Here is a 20055-nt window from a genome sequence, read left to right as displayed (position 1 = left end):
TGAACTGAACCCCGAATAGTAGACACTTAAAAAAAAGTGCCCTATTCGGGGTTTTTTCTATGGGAAAAGCCCGTTATACTTAACATAATTAATTTGAACGGGAGTTATCTTATGAGTAAAATCTATTTTAATGAACATCAACGTCAACTATTAGAAGCCAATCCCAATGTTGCTTCAGTATCTGACCGAGCGATTCAATATACACCTGAATTTAAAATTAAAGCAGTAAATGAGAACTTAGCTGGGAAAGGACCTACTCAAATCTTTATAGAAAATGGGTTTGATCTTGAAATGATTGGCCCTAAAAAAGCTAAATCAGCTTTGAAGCGTTGGAGAAATACTTTTAATCAATATGGAGAAAATGGTTTTTTGGAAGAACGTCGAGGAAAAGGAAGTACGGGAAGACCAACAACTAGTGAGTTATCCGCTGATAAGAAGCTAGAAAAAGCAGAGGCTCGTATTCGTTATCTCGAAGCTGAAATTGAATTACTAAAAAAGCTAGAGGAACTCGAAAGGAAGGCGAAGAAACACAAGTAGCTCCACATGAAAAATACGCAGTCATCAATGAAGTAATTCGTAAATATCAACTAATCAATAGTGTCTCTGAGCTATGTACTGTCGCACATGTTAGTCGCAGTGGTTATTATGCATGGCTGCGGAATACTGAAAAACATGCCATTCGAGAGAACAATGATTATGAGGATTATCTCTTTTTAAAGTGCATCTATGATGCATTCAAAGGGAAAGTTGGCTATCGTGGACTTTATATGAAAGTATGTGAATTACTTGAAAACCCAATGAACCCAAAGAAAATACGCCGTCTAATGCGCAAGTATAATTTCTTTGCGAAAGTGCGACGTGCAAACCCATATAAAAATATTGCAAAAGCTACTCAAGAACATAAGACATTACCAAATAGATTAAACCGTGAATTTACACAAGACGAGCCGGAAAAAGTATTTTTAACTGACATTACCTATTTAAAGTATCGAGGAAAAACAGCCTATCTATCCTGTGTTAAGGATGTCGCTACACGTGAAATAGTGGCATATGAATTATCACAAACATTGAAAATGTCGATTGTTTACAATACTCTAGCAAAATTAGAAGAGAAATTAGGGAATAATATACATCCAGAAGCCATGATACACTCTGATCAAGGTTTCCATTACACGCATCCAGAATTTCAAAAAAGGGTGAAACAGATGAATTTGAAACAATCTATGTCACGTAGAGGGAACTGTATCGATAATGCACCAATGGAATCCTTCTTTGGACATATGAAAGATGAAATGGACTATAAAGAAGTTCATACATTTGAAGAACTAAAACAATTAGTTAATCAATATATGATTTTCTATAATGCATCAAGAAGACAATGGAATTTAAAAAAGATGACTCCGGCAGAATACCGAAGTCATCTAATCGCTGCTTAAATAGCAGGGTTACTTTTATTAAACTGTCCGAAATTTAGGGCGCAGTTCATTTTTGGGGTAGTCTTTTTTATTTTCTCCCTTTCCTCTTTGAACAAACTCACCTTTATCTTTATATATGAAATGGATGAATTCATCATCTTTATAGCTAACTGGCTTCATTTAAAAAACCTCCAATCCCCTTACCTAAAATTAGGCACAGAAAAATAGAAGGTTTGCTCTTCATTTTTTTTTAATAATATGCTAAAATGAAGCATATTAAAATACTATTGAAAAGCAAACCCCAATTTTAAACTTGTATTCGATAAGGCGACCAAACCATTTGCGAATATAAGTTACCCAGGGGTTTATTTTTTTGTATTTTAATGTTTAAAATTATCAAATTTAAACGATCGTTTTTAATTAATTTTAGCATAAATATCATATGAAAGTATAATTTAAATAAATTCGTATGATTACTTTAATGGTCTTTTTTAAAGAATCAAAGATAAATTACTTCTGAACACCACCTTTTGAAATTTTTTGTTTTAATTTATAAGCACGAATTTCTTCTTTCATAGTCTGCATTAATGCAGGTAAAATAAATGAATATGTAGTTAATTGTTTATTACTAAGAGTTTTTTCAGGATCAATTCGATCTCTAGTTTTTAAAAATAGTGCAAGAGGAAAACGAAATGTTTCCCTTTTTGAATGAATGTACGCGCGACATTTAGTTAGTAAGCGATGATTTAAATTTTTCCCTTCCTCTATTATTTCATTAAAAACATCTATTGTTCGTTTGATAGAATCGAACTTCTCTATAGTTTTCTTTTTCTCATTCACTTCAGATATATTACATTTATGAAGAACATGAGCTTTTTCTTTTTCAATAGTTTCATCTGTAGCAGCTGCTTTATTTATTTGTACTTCAATTTCAGCTTCCTCAATAGCTAAATCATAATTATCACAGAATTCTTCAATTTGACTTTCCGGTATATCATAAGGAAGAATATTTAAGACACCAGCTATGTTTTTTAAAAAGTGATAAATTGCTCCTGGAACCTGAACTGTCAATTCACGAGTTTTGATAAAAATATATGAACTTGTAAGCATTTTTTGTTTTGAAACTACAACATCTTGACCAATAAATTTTTTAATTTCAAGAACTGGAGCAATGATACTTTGAATACCATCAAAAAGAGTATTTTCGATATGTTTTTGGAGCCTATCTACTGTAAACTGTTCCCAACCCGTTTTTACATGGACTGCAAAATAAGACATAGTTAAATTTCCTCCTTTTGAATTTCTTTTATCACTTTTTTCATAGATCTTCTGAAATATTCCTTTACCTTCTCTTCCTTTAATCCCATTTCTATAGAAATTTGAGAAACACTTTTCTTCTGTTCATAGAATTTACTAAAGACTTTTCGTTCAGTTTCGCTTAACCTTTCTAGCCAATGATCAGCGATTTTTTCGCCTTTTTTAATGCCTAACGACTTATTAGCCTCTCTACAATTATTTAAGTAAGAACGAATCCTTTGATTACGAAGGTAAATAGTTGTTTGTTCTATGCTAACGAAGGGGGTAGATAAATCTGTAGTTGTCTGTTGAGGTATAAGCATCTTTTCAAGTTTAGAAATTGCGGCATCATATTCAGCTCTCATTTCCAACCAATTTTTATCTTCCATTCAAGCAACTCCCTTCTTTTGGAAAATCATAAAAGTTTACTATATCGCGTAAATTCTACGTATGTTATAATGAATAACAAAATCCTTAAAATTTACCACCATAAAAAACAAAATTTATGTTTAAGAGGTGTTTATATGGCAAAGATTTTAATAACTTGCTTACCTTGTGAACGTGAAGCTAAGTATGCTGCTACAATAAATAATCAAAATCCTATAAATCTGACATTTAAAGGAGAAGATCAAGATTTATTTAATGAAAACATTTATAATTGTCCTTTTTGTGGAATGACATTAAGCAAAACCAATATTTTAGAAGCATTCCTTAACTATTTTTCAAAAAATGATTATTCAGTACAAATAAAAGAAAATGTTATTGAAATCAACAAAAATGAAACAAATTTATTATTTAAAAGCGATGTTTTTCTTAACAACGATGTATCGACTATAGTAGATATTTCTTTTCCATTGACCAAAAACGAAATTGAGTTGATTCGATTATTTTTCTTTGAATTTGATCAGGAACAATGGACAATAAGTATTGAAGCAGAAAATAAAAGAATTGCTTAAAATAATTGTTTTGAGAAAAAATAAAGAAACATTAATAAATTGATTTCCAATTAAAGTCCAATTCTTTTCCAAGTAATTTAGCAATTGAAACTGTGGGGGTTCTACTACCATTTTCAATAAGAGTGTAGTAGGAACGTGATATTTCGCAGCTTTTTGCGACTTCTGTTTGGGTAAGTCCTTTAATTTTTCTTAATTCAATTAACCACACTCTTTTCTCAGACAAGAAACACACTCCTTTTCAAAAAAGAAATAATGTCAAATTGATATAATGTTGTTTGCGATAACAAAAAAATAAAAAATGTTTAATTAAAATAACAAAATATGATTATGGAACCATTATATGTTACACTCAGAAACATTTCAATACAAATACTTATATTTTTAGACAAAAATTGATATTTATTGATTAAACTAATAGAAATGGATAAATAACATAATTTTGGGTTGTTGTTACGGTAAAAGTAACTGTATATAGAAATAAAATAATTAAAAATGATTATGAATAATTTAAGGGGTTGAACCTCATGAGAACTAATAATTTTAGTGAACAAGACAAGATAATTGAGAAGGATTCAGGAGTTAAGGAACATACAGAGGACTTAAAAAAAATAATAAGCATTAGAATTAAAGAATTAAGAAAGAAAAGAAATAATGAAGATATAAATAATAAGTGGACCCAGGAGTTTGTTGCAAATGCAATTGGAATATCAAGATCTGCATATGCTTTATACGAAACTGGAGATAACCTGCCGTCTATTGAGGTATTATTAAAATTATCTGAGCTGTATGGGGGAATATCAATAGACTATCTTCTTGGTAAGCAAGACCATCCTTTTGTTGATACAGATGATATAGTAAATCCTGAATATAATAAATTTGTTAGTTTATTAAACCGACTTCCCGAAGATAAAAAAGAAAAGTACATTTATATGCTTTACGGAGCTGTTATAAAAGATGAGCTTGACTAGCTCGAAAACGCTAACCTTATGGTTAGCGTTTTTTTTAATGCGCTATTATTCATTTTTTAATTCAACCTGCCAAGTACCTTTTTCCATAGATACTATGTCTTCTTCTAATTTAGATAGCATTTCTTTAAAAACTTTCGAATCTTTTTTAGTTATCATACTACAAAGTTGTATAATTGAACGATTAGATGGAATGTACTTCTGTGGGTTCTTTATGGTAATCATTTATGTATCTCCCCCTGATTGTTTTTGTTATATCTCTCCCTAAAACCAACATGACCATTATACCATTACCAAAGTACTATATATTTTTATAAAAAAAATACTGTTTAAAAATCAGCATTTTTCTTATTTTCCAGTCTGGTTAAAACTAAATCAAGATCATTAAATGTCAAAAGTCGTTATCTTTGATAAAAAATCCTGCACTGTTTTCCTTTTTAATGATCTTTTCTAAATACCTTTCAGTAGTTTTTGGATCACTATGGCCTAATTCCTTTTGAATAGTATATAAATCAGCTCCTTGTCTATATAAATATATTGCAAAAGCATGACGGAATGAATGCGGAGTTATATTATTCAATCGACCATCTAAAATAGGCAATTTGGTATCTAAAATAACCTTTATGATATAGTTGCTAAGATTTTTAGTTGAATAATGTTTTTGGTTTCTGTCTGAAAATAGTGGAGTTTCATCCTTTTTATCAATAACAGTACTTAACTTTCTTCGTTTTCTATACTGTTTAATTCTCTCAAAATAAATAGGTGAAATTCTCTTTAAGAAGGGTTTATTTCGTTTACCATACCCTTCTAGCCAAAAGTTGCCTGTGGCAACATCATAACTAATATCTTTCCACTTTGCTTTAGCAATTTCAGCTATTCTTAATCCTGTAATCATTAAAGTCGTAAGCAATGCATAGTTAATAGGATGGTCTTTATAAAAATTAATAATTTGAAATGCTTCTTCAGGATATAAATCTTTATTAGGTATTTCATGATCAGAAATTGAAGCGTCTAGTATTTTTTCTTGCAGAGGATACTGGACATAGCCTACTTCATAAAGCCAGCGTAAAAATGCTTTAAGAACGGCTGATTTTGACTGAATAGTTGCTGGCGAATATGGTTTCCCTTTTTTACCCAAAGGTGCAGTACTCCAATATTCATGAAATCGATGAATATGACGGGGACGTAAATTCTTTAGACCTTCCCCCTCTATAAAGTCAGGAACATCTTTTTTTAGAAAAGAATAGTTTTTTTCGATATACTTATAAAATTGAATAAGGGTCCTTAAATATTCTGTTTTAGTTCCTTTGGTTTTATTTCTGTCATTACGAATATGTGTTTTTCTATGTATATAGAAATAAATCATTTCTAAATCGGAAAAGTCTGTAAATTCCCATTCCTGATTTCTTTCATTTTTTTCATTTAAAAGTTGTAATTCTTTTAAATAACCCTCTTTCTGCATCTCCTTTATCAGTAAAGTGGTTGTTGTATTCTGAATTAACAAAGTTTGCTTTTCTTTTTTTTCTAAATCTGTAAAAACGATGACAACCACCTCTCTCTATATATGACAATTCGCAAATAACGATAATTCAATATAAAATCGATAAATGCGATAAATCAAGATATTTGTAAAAGATATAATAAGCTTTAGGTGATATATGTGAATGTTGGAAAGAAAATAAAAGAATTAAGAAAAATTAGGAATCTAACTGGTGTTGAACTTGCTGACAGAGCTTTCATATCTCAATCCTATTTGTCAGATATTGAACGTGATAAAACAAAACCATCATTAGACACATTGTTCACTATTTGTAACGTATTGGATATTTCTCTAGCGGCCTTTTTTAGTGACTCATTTGAGGTTGACATTAACGAACAATTAAAGTTAATGGATCTTCTCTCAACTGATACAAAAAATTTAGTGGAGTTAATTAACAAACTTCCTAAGAATGAAAAAAATGCTTTAATGACATATCTCAATGAGCGTTTAAAAAATATGTAATTACAATTTTAACGAACACTTGTTCTCTATTTTAACATGGTTTATTATATTTTTCCAACTAGTAGAAATATACTCCGTTGAAATTGTAAACAATAGGACAATAGTATCAGCTAGCTATAATAATAACTGTTTAATAGATAAATTACCATGTAATATACTTATTTTACCATTGGGAAAATTGGAATATATTTTATCGATAACACGATACATATTTTCCAACTTTCCTATTTTTACTGTTTTTATTAGTATATATTTTTATTATTCTAAACTACACTTTTTTATATCGAATAGCTTCTTAAGACCTTACTTTTATAATTTTTTTAAAAAATATAATAAAAAAGTAAATAAGCATTAATATTATAAGGCTAAAAATAATAAAGTAAAACCTAAGGTCTCTTATTTCAAAAAAGTTATTTAATAACTTGAAAGTTAAGATAGATAAGATTCCAGTTAGAGTAAAAAAGAATAACTGAACATACAATCGCTTTTCTTCTTTATTAATATTGGCATATGGCGCAAGTATACTAATAATGAAAAAAACACCAAAAAAGATAAGTAACTGTGTCTCAATCTCCAAATTTAAAAATGCCATAAGAACTCCTCCTTAATCAAAACTACTTTCATTTTTGCGAAATTATTTTAATATGAGCTCCAACTTAAATGTTTTAAATACCTAGTCCTTTACCATTTCAATTTCATATATAAAACCCTCTTAAGTATTTTTTAGATTCTTCTGATGCTTATTATCAATTTTTAATTCAATTTTTTTTAACGCTTCAGGGTCATTGTTAATTTCCTTCCTGTTCTTTTCGAGTAAGTCTAAAAAAGATATTATTTGTCGTCTTCTCATTACGAGTGCTCCTTTCTAAAAAATTCACAAGGTGAATTTTGAATAAGTAATCATTTAATTTCTGTGAATTGATACGACCTAGGTAGGTAAACCTTCACATTATAATATCCCGCGTTAACACCATACCCTAAATTCCTTTTTAATCGTTGAAATTCTATGAATGGCTTCTCTTCTTCCGTTAATTCCATATGTGTTTCAAACCAGTTTGTCTTTGTTACAATTCCTTGATCTTTAAAAGATACTGTTAAAGGTGTTCTTTCAACAGGAGTACTTTTTGTATACCCAATTCCCCAAATGCTCTCCCCTTCTATTTCATGGCTTAATTCAGTATCTATTTTTATATAAATAATCTCTTTTTTTTCAATAGGTAAGGATTCGATAAAAGGATTAACAATATCATTTCTCCAAGTAGCTATTAGTAAATCTGTTTTACTATCTAGGTTGTGAATGTAAAAATATATAGATCCAAAGATTAAACATAAACCAATAATTAAAGGTGCTAGCCAATAATCTTCATATCTATCTATTTTTCTAATAAGAAAAGTTAGCAGCAAAGATACCAGTGATAAACAAAGCATTAACCAAATCCACCAAGGGATTGACATTAATTGAGCATGCAATTCATCTTGTAAATTAATTTTTGATTCAATGATTTCTTGAATGGTCATTTAGTCCACCTAATTTCCAAAATAATTAATACTTTGTTAGTAAAGCTAATAAATTTGTCAGCTGCTTAGAACTGTTAGTGATTTTAACAGTAACTCCATTACCATAATCCAATAAGATATATCTTAAGCATCCTTGATCATTCATGCCGATATTTATATCCTTAAGATCTTGTTTTACACTCAATACACAACTTCTCACAATGGTTTCCTCCAATTCTAAAGATAGGATAATCCAATCAAGTAATAATGAAAATCCATTTACTTTGTTATTTTGAAAAACTATAATTAAATTTGTTATTTATTTTTTAAGGGTGATTTTATGGAACAAAACCAATTTAAAGGCATTGATACCACTATAGTTTATGACTATAAAGATTACCCTGACGAAAGTGCAGGAGTTTGTGATAACTGCGGTCATAAACACTTTGAAAGCAGTGTTAAAGATTTTGTTTTTATTCGAAAATGTCGTAAATGTGGATTGAAGAAGAGTATTTGATTACCACTCTTCTTTTTTCGTATGATCTCGGATGTGATATCTGATCATTCTCACTCTATGTACCTTAATTCAACCTACCTTGTGTTCCTTATATTTCAATTGGTGACCATGTACGTTCTATGATCTCTATAGTCCCTTTTAAACTTTCTACTTCTTCCTCCAACTCAATTATTCTTTGAAGTGTATATTGTTTAAATGGATCTGAGCTCATGCTAAGAAGTATTTTGATTTCTTCATTCATTTTTGGATATGTCTTAATATCTGGCATCCTTATTCCCTCCTAGTCCGTCATCAATCGTTGATTTTGTGTAATCCACCTTTTTACCTTCGCTATAACCTCGGTGATACGCTTGTAATTCACCTATTGGCGGTATTTGAAAACTAATTCCTTTTGTGTCTCTAAACATTTCATCATAAGCATTTTGAACTTCTGGTGGAAGCAATACCATTAATCCATATTCTTGTTGCAGTTTTTGAACTTGCTCTTCAAAGCGAATAGCCATACCTTCTAAAAATCCACGCATATAAGAGTTTTTGTAATCTGCGGTAATCCTGTGACTTCGTAATATCATGCTATCTTCGTATTGATCCTCTATGAATCTTTTAGAATAAAAGGTTAAAACATCGTAAGCCAGAATGTACATTTCCTTGGCTAATTCAACATCTTTTTCGAACCCCAAAAATACAATTGCTCTTTTTATATTTCTTTGTCCCTTTAAAAATCTGTTATTATAAAAGAATTTCACGCGGAAATTTTTAGAAATTATCTGAGCAAGCTTTCTTTCCCACCAAAACAATTTTTTATAAACTGTAACTTGCCCTTGTTCAATAGATTCATTATCTTTTTCTGAATCCACTTGCCCCATTGTAATGTCATATTTCATCATTAATTTTTGTGCCATCATAAAAGCTGATTGCGATTCTTCATCATTTTTATTATCATTCGCAATTGCAAGGAGTCCTTTTATTTTCTTTATAATTCCTTCATTTCTATCCCCCATCCCACTTACCTCTCTTCCTTCTAATCAATTTGAATATTTTAATGTTCAGTTTTTTTAGGAGTAACGTCATCCGTAAAAAAAGTAGACATTACTCATCTATTTCACAATATAAATTAGAAACTTCTCAATAAGTGGTCTTATAGCAAAAAGAAAAATTGTTAATAGACTAAATCCTATTATTCCAAAAGCTATTGTTCCATTGCCGAATTTATAATCAGCTACTGCAAAAGCGATAATTGAAGAAATTAATACTGCAAATAATATTATTGTTCCAGTTCCCCCCAAATGTAGGCCGAAAAAAGTCCCCGTAAGTACGGCTATGAATGTCCCCACAACAAACTCCCCCTCAAAATTCATTCAACTCTTCGAAAAATGTTTTATTGTATCTCTATTGATTTGATATTTGTAATTGCTTTACTCGCAAATCTTTAATTTGTTTATCAAGAAAGTATATTCTATTTAAAACAACTTGCATAACATCCATATTTTTATGTCCCCCACCATCAATAAAATCTCTTAAACTTTGCCTTTCTCGTTTGCATTCATTTATTGCATTTTTTAAAATTTCAGTTTTGCTAAACATTGTTTTTATCCTCCTAAAAAGTGAAAGCAAGTTTTTAGATTATCTACTAATTCATTTCAATGTCATTAACAAAATAATCAGTTTGTTATTTACGATAACATATTATATAATTAATGTTATCATAAATAACATTAATAAACAAATGATTTTACCTTTGCTTTTAAAATGTTATTAAAACTTAACAAACAAAGATTAAATTAATATTTTTTATTCTAAGATATACTTTTAATAATTTATATCAAAATAGAAAAATCATAATTTGTCTATTAAAGGTCATTTATTTAAAACTTATAATTTTATATATAAAAATAATCTTTTAACCTTGTTAAAGTATAAAAAGTGACATATTATATTTGGTAACACATTACGTATTAAATAAATGGTAGATTTAAATAAGAATTGAAGGGATAGTAAATATGGAGAACAATCAAGAAATTATTACAATTAATGAAGTGATGGATATATTGGACATATCTTCAAAGCAAACAATTTATAATTATATAGCTGAAGAAAAACTTATTCCTATTAACAAAGATGATTGGCATATTGAAAGACGCTATGAATTTGATAAAGAGGATGTTTTAAGATTAAAAAAGGAACTCCTTCCTCCAGGATTAAAAACGAGTGAAGCAGCTGCCCTTTTAGATGTTTCTCAAACTACAATTAATAAGTTAATACGGACTGGACAACTTAAGGCTTTCCAACAGGAGTATAAAGGAAAGATGTATAATTTTATTAAAGAAGACGTTTTAGAGGAATTTCAAAAAAATCATGAGATTGGATCTAGACCTAGTAAAAAACATTTTTGGGATAAAGAAAAAAATATTGTGTTGTTTCAACCTTTTGTAATGAGTGATGACAATAATGGAAGAAATAAATTAGCACGTATTGTAAAAGTTAGTGACGGTGAAATTGAAGCACTTACTCAGGATGAGGAAATATTATCTTTTGAGGAATTACAAATAAGAGGATTTAAACCACAATATGAGATAAAAGATATGAAACAAAATACTAAAGAAGGATATGCTACAATCTATTTTAAAGCACCTCTTCTAGTAAATTCAGATTCTTTTATTGTAATAGATACTTTGTATCAACAGATCGGTCCTACAAATATGCGATTAACTAAAAATGAAAGTGAAAGTAATTCTTATTTAATTCAAATTAAACCTTCTTTACTTCAAATTGATGATGTACGAGTATATGAATTTTTAAAAACCTCATTGAAAGAAGGTAAGATTAAGAAGCGATCAAGAGGCATTTATGTAGATAGTGATGTAGAAATAATTCGATTAAAAGTTAGTAATAAACAAAAAATGCTTTTAAATCAATATATGGAAGAAAACAAATATTCAACATACGAGGAACTATTACTGTCAGTTTTAGTAAGTCGCCCTAATAAAGATGTTTAATGTATTATTAGTAAAGCTTTTTACATCAAGCATGTGTTATCTACAATCTAGATTAAAGTTGTTAAACTTTTAACGTATTCCACTAAGAATCGCTAGTTAGAACTTAGCAAAGTAAAAGGGGAACGCAATGTATACAGGATTACGAATTAAAGTCACAGTAAAAAAAGATTTTCTTCAAATGATTAATGAAATTAACAAAGAGGAATCATATTTTAGCGATTATGTAGATCAATTTTCGTTTTTGGCTAATTTTGCAAAATTAAAGAGGTCAGAGCTAATACCATCAGGAATATCAGCATATATGCCGACAGGTTGGGAAATTGGCGAGTATCCGAACGAACAAGCAACAGATGGTTTTGAACGTCAATTTAATATAGACACGGGATTTTGGGCTTTTCAGTGTTGTTTAAAAAACTATGACAATGTAGTTGAACACTTTTTAACCGATGTTTTAGCGAATATTATTGAGTCGTCAGAACATATCGAAACTAAACTTGAGGAAGATGATGAAAGCAAACTGTTTGAATATGTAAATGGGGAAATCGTTAGAGTTGATTTTAAATGATTTTAAATGACTTTAATATTTTTAAACAATATTATTATTCGGACATATTTAGAGTATTTCCTTTATCCTTCTGTTGCTTTGAAATAAAGTTTGATCAAAAATATCACACAAACCCTAATTCTACAACGAATATAAAGAATCCATTTTGAAAAAAGATTGATTAAAATGGATTCTTTATCAGCAGATTCAAGTGTCGTTTTTATAAAAAAGTTTGATCATTTCGTAGTGGTGTTAATCTAGTAAGCATATACAACTAATTTAATTACATAACTCAAATTCACTGCCCTTTTTGCTTCAGCGTAGGTGTTTAATTTCCTGAATTCAGATTGATGGTCTTCTAATCCTCTTAGAACATCTATTTCAAGAGATATCCTTGGAGTTACACCCTTATTATTAATATCCAAGTTAGCCTCGAATTCTTTCATTGACTTCGCTAGAATATCCCATTCAGATTCTGAATAATGTTTTGTAGCAATGTATGCTTTCTCTATCACACTTCCCACAGTAATATTTAAAGTTAAATTCAAACTAATACCTTCTAATTCCCTATAAAAATCTTGAAGTAGTTTTTCTTCCAACCTATCTATTAAACCTTGTCTAATTTCTTCATTTAATTTTGCTTGTTCATTCTCCCAACAAAAAATAATGGAGAACCCAAATAAAGCAACATCCACGCCTAAGCATTTTACCTCTTGAAATTTATATGGACCCTCTATAATGGTTTAAAACATGATGTTAAACATCGACTTAAAGCCATCCAATTATGGATGGCTCGGATATTTTCTCTTAATTAAGGTGGGCTTGTTCCTTTGTTTTCCAGCATCTATTATTTTTAAATTAATGTCAATATTATTAATTGAGTGATTATTCAACGGTATTTTTCCATCATGTTGTATTCTTTTCCAAGTGGAATAATTCTTTATGTAAAGTACGTTTGAAAGACGATATATATCAGAATCCAGTTTCAGACCTTCTAAATAAGTATCCATTATTTCTTTTTTAATTTTCCTTTTAGCCTCAGAACTTATTTCCTCTAATGAATTAGTTCGTCTTACTTTATTTATATGTACTTTAGCTTTAATTTTAACATCAAATTTAACCTCATTATGTTTTATGACCGGAGTTACCTTTACATGTAAGTTCCTTAATAAAAGACCCATACCTTCCTTGCCTTTTATAGTTATTTCTGATCTTTGAAAATCCTTATTCATCCATCTATATCCTTTAGCTTTACTGTTACTAAGATACCCTTTCAAATTGTCATTAGTGATAATACCTAATCCGTTTAATATTGCTGCATCCATGTGTTTAGAATCAGCTTCCCATGATTGGTGATTTCCTGAAATAATTGGTAATACTATTTCATTTGGTGGACGGTTATTTAAAATAATTAATCTTCTTAAATCAATAGGTCGGATATAGGAAAATTGTTTAAAACTAGGTTCTGGATCACTAAGGCGTGAAAGATCTGTAGACATTCCAATATTCGGCATGGCATGAAGTATATTAGGAATGGAATCTTCCGTTAGATATATCCATGTTTGATAATAAGTTTCAACATACCGATCTAATATATCTGTAATGGCTTGTAAGCCTCCTTGTTTCAAAACATTTTCTGTGAAAACAATGTATGCAATATGCCCCCAGAAAAGTCTTCTTTGAGTTGTCTGATAGATATTAAAGATGGCTTCTTCCACGGTATTTCCTGATGCATGACCAAGTTCTGCTGTAACTTGGTTATTGCTACCTCCTGACTCGCTTTTTGCAAGTAGTCCTAAATTAATGATTTGTAAATATGCTATATATTTACCGTCTTTATAGTCAAGACCTATAGAATGTATGTAAACCATTCTTTCCGTTTGTTTCACATCCCAGCATCCAGAAAGAAATACTGTAGTTAAAATGCTCAATAAAAGAAAAAATTGATTAGCTTTTCTTTTTATTTTCATTTTCTTCACCTGTTCTAGTAACGTCATTTAATTCGAGCGCTTTTGGCCTTTTTGTGTATTTTGTGTTAGGAATTTTAATAATTGTTTTAATAAAATCAGATATATTTAGTAGGCTAATTCCCTCCAAATAAGAAACACCAAATGTATTTATTCTGCCGATATATGCACAAATAACAAATATTGCTGTAAACATGCCAAAAAAACCGAATAAAGAAGAGAATATAATAATAAAAAGACGTGTAAGAGAGAGTGTTCCAATTAAAGATTGGTCATTTAGATTAAACGTGGATAATGTGGAAAGAGCTATTACAACGACGGTAACCGGACTAGCCAATCCAGCACTTATTGCAGCATCTCCAATTATTAATCCACCAACTACACTAAGAATTTGACCAATGGACATAGGTAATCGTAATCCCGCCTCTTTAAAAAGTTCAAATAAAAGTAACATAAGAATAACTTCAATGGATACTGGTAATGGAACTCCTTTTCTTGATTCGACAACGGTTGCTAATAATGAGATTGGGAGTTGATCTTGATGAAATGAGGTTAAAGAGACCCATATGCCTGGTAGTATAGCTGACAAGAAAAGTCCAGATATTCTTATCAATCGTTGAAATGAACTGAAGATGTATGATACTTCTTTATCTTCACTTCCTTTAAGTAGCAAAAAAAAGTTAATAGGAGTAATTAAGGCAATAGTGACACCATCAATTAGGATAACAAACCTTCCATTTAATAATGTTTGCACAGCGAAATCTGGCTTACCAGTATACTGGTGTCTTGGAAATACTGCATAAGGAGTGTTATTGAACGTTTCTTCTAATTGTTGGGTAGTTACAAGTCCGTCGATATCAATGGTAGAAAGTCTATTTTTTATTTCTTTAAGTACATTCATATTTGCGATATCATCCATATAAAGAATAGCAACTTTCGTTTGGGAACGTTTACCTATCGTTGTTTGTTCAAATGCAAGTGAAGATGTGCGTAATCTTTTCCTGATTAAAGAAATGTTAACATTGATATCCTCAATAAAGTTATCTCTAGGACCTTTTACAGTTGCTTCAGTGGCAGTCTCTTCAGGCTTTCTTTGAGGACGTTCTGATATATCAATCGTAAAAAGTTTTCCATTGATTCCAAAATCGATTAATAATTTTCCGGCGAATATATCCGTTATTGCAACCTCTAAATTATCAATTACATCCAAGGTTGGGATATGTAGATAGTTGCGTATCTGTTCCTCAGTGATTTCGCCTTTATGTACGAAAAAAAAATGATCAATTGACTGAGGAACAGTATTGTATAATATTTCAGTATTGACTAGTCCCGAACAATATATATATGTAATTTGATGATGTATATAAGTAGTTGAGGAAAATTGTATATCCGGACATTTTTTTAGAACATTTCTTAATACTCGTTCACTAATTACGGTGCTCTTTTTATTATTATCATTACTTATTGATAAATTTTTTTGTAGGGATTTTTTTTTGAAAAACTTCATACATTTATTCTCCTTTTATGTAGTACTAAAATAAATAAGGATAATAGAAGTAAAAAACTGATTAAAAAGTAAGTCGTAAAAGGTAGTAGGATATTCCATAAAACATTCGAATAATGAATATCACTGATGGGATAAACGGCATATCCAATTACGATAAATAAAATTACAAATAGACACCATTTTGAATATAAATTAATTTCTAATAAAACTTCTTTTATCGTATAAAAGAATAAGGAAATGCGAATAAATGCACCTGCTAACCATTGATACAAAGCTAAAAAACTCACATGTTCAATAAAATCCCCTATAGAAACTAATCCCCATTCTTCAAATGCTGGGAAACGTTGATAGGATGCTTCAACCTCATCAAATTCCGTTATTGCTCCTATTAATGGTCCTAATGTAAGCCCCATTAATATGAAAGACGTTATAAAGAGATGTCGAAATTTAACTGGAGTATTAATTCTCTTTTTTAAAAATAAAAAAAGCATAAGTTCAGTCATTCCGGAATAGGGAAAAATAATACTTTTTAATATGGGCCTATATCCATTTTCAAAAATAGGAAGTAATAGTGAATAATCTTTGTGTTCCATATTTGTAAAAGCAACGAAAAACCCAAGACAGACAACGAAAATGAGTAATAAGATATTAATGATACTTATCGTTCCTAGTTTTGATCCTCCAAAATATAGGCAAACAATACTGAAAATACATGCTACTATCCATTTTGGGGTTTCAGGAAGATATCCAACATTAATTAACGCAATAGTTTCTCTTAATGTGATAGCACTTAAATTTATTAAAAAGAGAATAAAGATTATTCCCAAAATAATAATAATTTTTTTGTTTACTTTAAATCGTAGCCACTCAAAAATTCCCTCATTATTAATTGACTTTTGCAAAACTAAAAGAAGTATAATCCAGACTAAGGATAATAAAAATGATAGAATTACACTAATCCATGAATCTTTACCTGCATGTTGCACAAGTGGAGATATTACAAATACATGATTGTTTAGACCTATCACTGTTATTAGAATAAGCATCATTTGCTTATTTGTAATGGAATCAAGTGTATTCATACTAGCACTTCCTTTTTTTAGAATATTATTTTTAAAAAAGGAGAAATTTATTCGTTTTTTTATATAAAATCATAGGTAGACTCAGGAAAATACATAAACTTAATTCTTAGGAACATTTCAATATTAATTTTAATAGGCATAATTTTTTACAATATTTTTGAGAACCACAGCTTTTTTCATTGTTCCATTAAAGCAAATGTTAGTTATCTTATTTATTTTGCGTGGTAGAATAAAAAAATAAAGCCCAGTATTCCAAGCTTTATCTATCTTAAATACTTATGAAGTTAGGTAGCATTTTTTACATAATGTTTTCCATCTATTTTCAGCATTTAACCATCTTTTTTTATGACATGAGGGACAAGGAATTCTTATCTTATGTAATTCCCATTTCAACTTTTCCCCGTTAAATGTTGCTTTGAAATACAGTTTGAGCAAAAACACCTTATAAACCCATATTTTACGGTAAATAAGAAGTATCCATTTTAAAAAAAGGATTGATCAAAAAAAGGTTCTTATTTAGTATATTTAAGTTCTAGTTTTATAAAAAAGTTTGATCATTTTCTATCATTTATCTTAAACAATAGCACCCTTTAGTTTAAGTGTATTTATTCACAAATTTGTTCTATATCCTTCCTCAAATTTTAAATATATGCTGCTCTTATAAGCATGAAATGCAGTCAATATCTTTAATCTTGATAGGCATTGTATTATATATTTCCCCTTTTTCTTCTATACAATTATAGTCATATATCATTTTCAATGGGCATGATCACCAAATAATATAGTACGTTTCTTTAGGTTTTATAATAATTATTTACTATATATACTTATACTAATAATCAATTACAATCTCCCTCAATTATATAGCTACTTTTTAATAAACTCTTGAAGATAATAAAAACCCGATATGTTATTTATCGGGTTGCTTATGGAATATGGAGTTAGGTCAATATTATTATTATTCCTTCCTATGGTCTCCTTAATTCTGAAACTCTGTCTGTTTCTATCTGTGTAGAATGTTTCTTTTTATTATTGAGAGTCTTTTTATCTACTTCTGTTTGTATTGTAGTACCTTCAACATCAATATTTGGTAGAATTTTTTCTAGCCACCTTGGCATGTACCATGCTGCTTTTCCCATTATTGTCATTACAGCTGGTACTAATGCCATCCTCACAATAAAAGCATCAAAAACAATTCCAAAAGTTAATGCGAATCCCATCGATTTAATAATTGGATCGGGAGCTAGCATAAATCCTGTGAACACAGATATCATTATTAGACCTGCTGCTGTCACTACTTCTCCACTATCTTTTAGTCCTGCTAATATAGCTTTTTTTGCATCTTTTGAGTGTGTAAATTCCTCACGCATTCTGCTTACCAAGAAAACTTCATAATCCATTGCTAAACCGAATAATATACCTATGACGATAACAGGTAAAAAGGCTAAGACAGGACTTGCAGTAGGAAAACCAAATAAATTAATAAAATGTCCATCCTGAGTTACATATACAACAAACCCCAAAGTTGCTCCTAATGAAAGCAAGAAACCTAAAACAGCCTTTAATGGAACCAGAATAGATCTGAATACTATAACTAACAGAACAAATGCAAACCCCACAATAAGAGTAGCAAATAATGGCAATGCATCGTTCAATTTTTCAGATATGTCTATGTTTACCGCGGTTGATCCGGTAACTAACAATTCTATTTGATCTTTACTAGTCAGTGAATCTGATAATTTTCTTATTGAATGTACCAAATTAGACGTTTTTATATCATCTGGACCGGTTTTTGGAGTAATTGAAATCATAAAGGTATTTCCTGATTTATTTGGAATTGGTGGACTTACATTATTTACATTTGATAATTCACCTAATTTTTCTGTTACTTCATTGATCTTCTGTTTTATATCTCCGCTATTTTTATTTGTTTTTGCTAAAATGACCAATGAAGAGTGGTATCCAGGACCATATGCTTCTGATAGTAAATCATATGCTCTTCTTTCTGTTGTTTCTTTTGATTTGGTTCCATTGTCAGGAAGACCAAGGTGCAAATGAAAGAATGGGATACACACCATTACAAGAAGTAAAACCCCTAAAATAGTAACTGTCCAAGGCCTTTTTGTAACAAAATTTCCCCATTTACTTGATTCTTTTATTTCCTTTTTATTGGATAATCTCGCCAACAATTTATTTTCTCTAGAAGGACCAATTTTATGACCAAAAAGTCCCAAAATAGCTGGTACAAAAATTATCGCTATAAAAATGGAAAATAATACACAAACTGCTGCAGAGAGTCCCATCATAGTTAAGAAGGGAATTTTTGCAACTGCTAAACCTAATAAAGCAACAATTACGGTTAAACCAGCAAAAACAACCGCACTACCTGCAGTTCCAGTTGCAATAGCTACTGCTTCTTGTAGACCATGTCCTTTTGAAAGTTCTTGAGGAAATCTTGAGATAATGAATAAAGCATAATCAATCCCAACGGCAAGTCCTAACATGGCAGCTAATGAAAGAGCAAATGATGGGATGTCCAAATAATTGGTTCCTATGAGTATGGATAGAATTCCTACTCCTAAACCAACTACAGCTGTAATAATTGGCATACCAGCTGCCAAAAAGGATGTAAAAGTTATTGCGAGAATGACAAAAGCAGTTACTACCCCAATTACTTCTGTTATTCCACCTATCTCTAATTCAGAAAAAGCAACTGTACCTGCTAACTCCGTTTGAATGCCTGCATTTCTTGTTTCTTTAATACTATGCAATATTACTTCCTTTGATTTATCTGTTACTTTATCTGCGGGTACATCATATGTCACTACAGCATATCCAATTTGTTTATTTTTATTGTAATTGCCAAGTTCTGCAGGAGTAGCAACAGAGACTACCGATTTATCTTTTTTTATCTTATCAATTGTTTTATTGATGATATCTGCTACTTCTTTAGTTTCTAACGTTTGGTTATTCGGTGCCTTTAGTACTAGATTTACGGTACCTGGTGCTGGTTTTTTGGAAGTTTGAAATTCCTTCTCCAAAATTTTGCCTGCCTTGGCGGATTCTGTACCCGGTATAGACATATCCTCACTAAAGGAAGGACCTAAACTTAATGCTATGATTCCAATAATAAGGAGAATACCTATTGTTCCACCTATAACTTTCTTTCTATGTCTAACTGCCCATTTCCCTAGTTTATATAGATACTTCGCCATACTTAACTCCCTTCGAATTAATTCAGTCGTTTATTACATTTTAATAATAATGAACTAGGCAAAAAAAAAAATCGTACATATGGGCAAGTTACATAT

The 20055-nt window shown here is 30.0% G+C and carries 26 protein-coding genes; 7 read left to right on the top strand and 19 right to left on the bottom strand.

Features of this window, described 5'->3' with window-relative positions; translation table 11 throughout:
• Positions 1-111 precede the first annotated feature (111 nt).
• Positions 112-1436 (top strand): IS3 family transposase gene (locus NST63_RS27275; RefSeq protein WP_139254896.1). Its coding sequence is split into 2 segments (ribosomal slippage): positions 112-490 and positions 490-1436, totalling 1326 coding nucleotides; the frame shifts between segments, so codons are not numbered across the junction.
• An 18-nt stretch (positions 1437-1454) separates the two neighbouring features.
• On the opposite strand, the gene NST63_RS27270 is transcribed toward NST63_RS27275, so the two are convergent.
• From NST63_RS27270 to NST63_RS27260, 3 genes are all read right to left on the bottom strand, one after another.
• Positions 1455-1595 carry a hypothetical protein gene (locus NST63_RS27270; protein WP_341044316.1) on the bottom strand — a complete coding sequence of 47 codons (141 nt, stop codon included), beginning with the start codon at positions 1593-1595 and terminating at the stop codon, positions 1455-1457.
• Between the two features lie 330 nt (positions 1596-1925).
• Positions 1926-2693 carry a transcription termination/antitermination protein NusG gene (gene nusG, locus NST63_RS27265; RefSeq protein ID WP_058006267.1) on the bottom strand — a complete coding sequence of 256 codons (768 nt, stop codon included), beginning with the start codon at positions 2691-2693 and terminating at the stop codon, positions 1926-1928.
• 2 nt (positions 2694-2695) lie between these two features.
• Entirely contained in the window at positions 2696-3100 is a 405-nt protein-coding gene (locus NST63_RS27260; protein WP_341044315.1) for a sigma factor-like helix-turn-helix DNA-binding protein, read from the bottom strand.
• 135 nt (positions 3101-3235) lie between these two features.
• On the opposite strand from NST63_RS27260, the gene NST63_RS27255 reads away from it, so the two are divergent.
• Complete coding sequence (locus tag NST63_RS27255) at positions 3236-3667, top strand: hypothetical protein (RefSeq protein ID WP_180212642.1); 432 nt, start codon at positions 3236-3238, stop codon at positions 3665-3667.
• A gap of 31 nt (positions 3668-3698) precedes the next feature.
• Here NST63_RS27255 and NST63_RS27250 read toward each other — a convergent pair whose 3' ends face one another.
• A complete protein-coding gene (locus NST63_RS27250; protein ID WP_058006921.1) occupies positions 3699-3890 on the bottom strand; it encodes a helix-turn-helix transcriptional regulator in 192 nt (63 codons plus the stop codon).
• 301 nt (positions 3891-4191) lie between these two features.
• Between NST63_RS27250 and NST63_RS27245 the strand changes: the two genes are divergently transcribed.
• A complete protein-coding gene (locus tag NST63_RS27245; RefSeq protein WP_212945969.1) occupies positions 4192-4635 on the top strand; it encodes a helix-turn-helix domain-containing protein in 444 nt (147 codons plus the stop codon).
• Positions 4636-4680: 45 nt separating this feature from the next.
• On the opposite strand, the gene NST63_RS27240 is transcribed toward NST63_RS27245, so the two are convergent.
• Positions 4681-4857, bottom strand: coding sequence for a hypothetical protein (locus tag NST63_RS27240; RefSeq protein WP_212945968.1), 177 nt, complete (start codon positions 4855-4857; stop codon positions 4681-4683).
• Between the two features lie 166 nt (positions 4858-5023).
• Positions 5024-6184, bottom strand: a complete 1161-nt coding sequence (locus NST63_RS27235) for a tyrosine-type recombinase/integrase (RefSeq protein ID WP_251340333.1) — start codon at positions 6182-6184, stop codon at positions 5024-5026.
• Positions 6185-6292: 108 nt separating this feature from the next.
• Here NST63_RS27235 and NST63_RS27230 point away from each other — a divergent pair, with 108 nt between their 5' ends.
• Positions 6293-6634, top strand: a complete 342-nt coding sequence (locus NST63_RS27230) for a helix-turn-helix domain-containing protein (RefSeq protein WP_212945966.1) — start codon at positions 6293-6295, stop codon at positions 6632-6634.
• Positions 6635-6929: 295 nt separating this feature from the next.
• Here the strand turns inward: NST63_RS27230 and NST63_RS27225 are convergent, their stop codons facing one another.
• The 4 genes from NST63_RS27225 to NST63_RS27210 form a co-directional block, all read right to left on the bottom strand.
• Positions 6930-7226, bottom strand: coding sequence for a hypothetical protein (locus tag NST63_RS27225; RefSeq protein ID WP_251340334.1), 297 nt, complete (start codon positions 7224-7226; stop codon positions 6930-6932).
• A gap of 120 nt (positions 7227-7346) precedes the next feature.
• The gene (locus tag NST63_RS27220; protein ID WP_212945965.1) at positions 7347-7484 is read right to left on the bottom strand and encodes an FbpB family small basic protein; all 138 of its coding nucleotides are present in this window, start codon (positions 7482-7484) and stop codon (positions 7347-7349) included.
• A gap of 50 nt (positions 7485-7534) precedes the next feature.
• Entirely contained in the window at positions 7535-8152 is a 618-nt protein-coding gene (locus NST63_RS27215) for a hypothetical protein (protein ID WP_212945964.1), read from the bottom strand.
• Between the two features lie 25 nt (positions 8153-8177).
• Positions 8178-8351 carry a hypothetical protein gene (locus tag NST63_RS27210; RefSeq protein WP_212945963.1) on the bottom strand — a complete coding sequence of 58 codons (174 nt, stop codon included), beginning with the start codon at positions 8349-8351 and terminating at the stop codon, positions 8178-8180.
• 120 nt (positions 8352-8471) lie between these two features.
• On the opposite strand from NST63_RS27210, the gene NST63_RS27205 reads away from it, so the two are divergent.
• Complete coding sequence (locus NST63_RS27205) at positions 8472-8648, top strand: hypothetical protein (RefSeq protein WP_212945962.1); 177 nt, start codon at positions 8472-8474, stop codon at positions 8646-8648.
• An 88-nt stretch (positions 8649-8736) separates the two neighbouring features.
• Here NST63_RS27205 and NST63_RS27200 read toward each other — a convergent pair whose 3' ends face one another.
• The 4 genes from NST63_RS27200 to NST63_RS27185 all read right to left on the bottom strand — a co-directional run bounded on the left by NST63_RS27200 (position 8737) and on the right by NST63_RS27185 (position 10232).
• A complete protein-coding gene (locus NST63_RS27200) occupies positions 8737-8916 on the bottom strand; it encodes a hypothetical protein (RefSeq protein WP_212945961.1) in 180 nt (59 codons plus the stop codon).
• A complete protein-coding gene (locus NST63_RS27195) occupies positions 8903-9649 on the bottom strand; it encodes a DUF2786 domain-containing protein (protein ID WP_251340335.1) in 747 nt (248 codons plus the stop codon). Before NST63_RS27195 ends, NST63_RS27200 begins: the two co-directional genes overlap by 14 nt.
• Positions 9650-9745: 96 nt before the next feature.
• Positions 9746-9982 (bottom strand): hypothetical protein, encoded by a 237-nt coding sequence (locus tag NST63_RS27190; protein ID WP_212945959.1) that lies wholly within the window; start codon positions 9980-9982, stop codon positions 9746-9748.
• A gap of 55 nt (positions 9983-10037) precedes the next feature.
• Positions 10038-10232 (bottom strand): hypothetical protein, encoded by a 195-nt coding sequence (locus NST63_RS27185; RefSeq protein ID WP_212945958.1) that lies wholly within the window; start codon positions 10230-10232, stop codon positions 10038-10040.
• A gap of 416 nt (positions 10233-10648) precedes the next feature.
• Here NST63_RS27185 and NST63_RS27180 point away from each other — a divergent pair, with 416 nt between their 5' ends.
• Both NST63_RS27180 and NST63_RS27175 read left to right on the top strand, forming a co-directional pair.
• Entirely contained in the window at positions 10649-11644 is a 996-nt protein-coding gene (locus NST63_RS27180; RefSeq protein ID WP_180212637.1) for a helix-turn-helix domain-containing protein, read from the top strand.
• Between the two features lie 127 nt (positions 11645-11771).
• Positions 11772-12209, top strand: a complete 438-nt coding sequence (locus NST63_RS27175; RefSeq protein ID WP_180212636.1) for a hypothetical protein — start codon at positions 11772-11774, stop codon at positions 12207-12209.
• Between the two features lie 236 nt (positions 12210-12445).
• Here NST63_RS27175 and NST63_RS27170 read toward each other — a convergent pair whose 3' ends face one another.
• The 5 genes from NST63_RS27170 to NST63_RS27150 all read right to left on the bottom strand — a co-directional run bounded on the left by NST63_RS27170 (position 12446) and on the right by NST63_RS27150 (position 19959).
• Positions 12446-12883: a hypothetical protein gene (locus NST63_RS27170; protein WP_061184579.1), complete on the bottom strand. Its 438-nt coding sequence runs from the start codon at positions 12881-12883 to the stop codon at positions 12446-12448.
• A gap of 87 nt (positions 12884-12970) precedes the next feature.
• A complete protein-coding gene (locus tag NST63_RS27165) occupies positions 12971-14158 on the bottom strand; it encodes a Ger(x)C family spore germination protein (protein ID WP_218958366.1) in 1188 nt (395 codons plus the stop codon).
• A complete protein-coding gene (locus tag NST63_RS27160; protein ID WP_180212635.1) occupies positions 14136-15662 on the bottom strand; it encodes a spore germination protein in 1527 nt (508 codons plus the stop codon). Before NST63_RS27160 ends, NST63_RS27165 begins: the two co-directional genes overlap by 23 nt.
• Positions 15659-16744: an endospore germination permease gene (locus NST63_RS27155; RefSeq protein WP_341044314.1), complete on the bottom strand. Its 1086-nt coding sequence runs from the start codon at positions 16742-16744 to the stop codon at positions 15659-15661. The genes NST63_RS27160 and NST63_RS27155 overlap by 4 nt, the downstream gene beginning before the upstream one ends.
• A gap of 968 nt (positions 16745-17712) precedes the next feature.
• Positions 17713-19959: an MMPL family transporter gene (locus NST63_RS27150; protein WP_341044313.1), complete on the bottom strand. Its 2247-nt coding sequence runs from the start codon at positions 19957-19959 to the stop codon at positions 17713-17715.
• Positions 19960-20055 lie beyond the last annotated feature (96 nt).

The sequence above is a fragment of the Heyndrickxia sp. FSL W8-0496 genome (assembly GCF_038007825.1).
In the GTDB taxonomy this organism is placed as follows: Bacteria; Bacillota; Bacilli; order Bacillales; family Bacillaceae_C; genus Heyndrickxia; species Heyndrickxia oleronia.
Note: the sequence above shows the minus strand (reverse complement) of the source record. Positions and strands in the feature narration are given on the sequence as shown.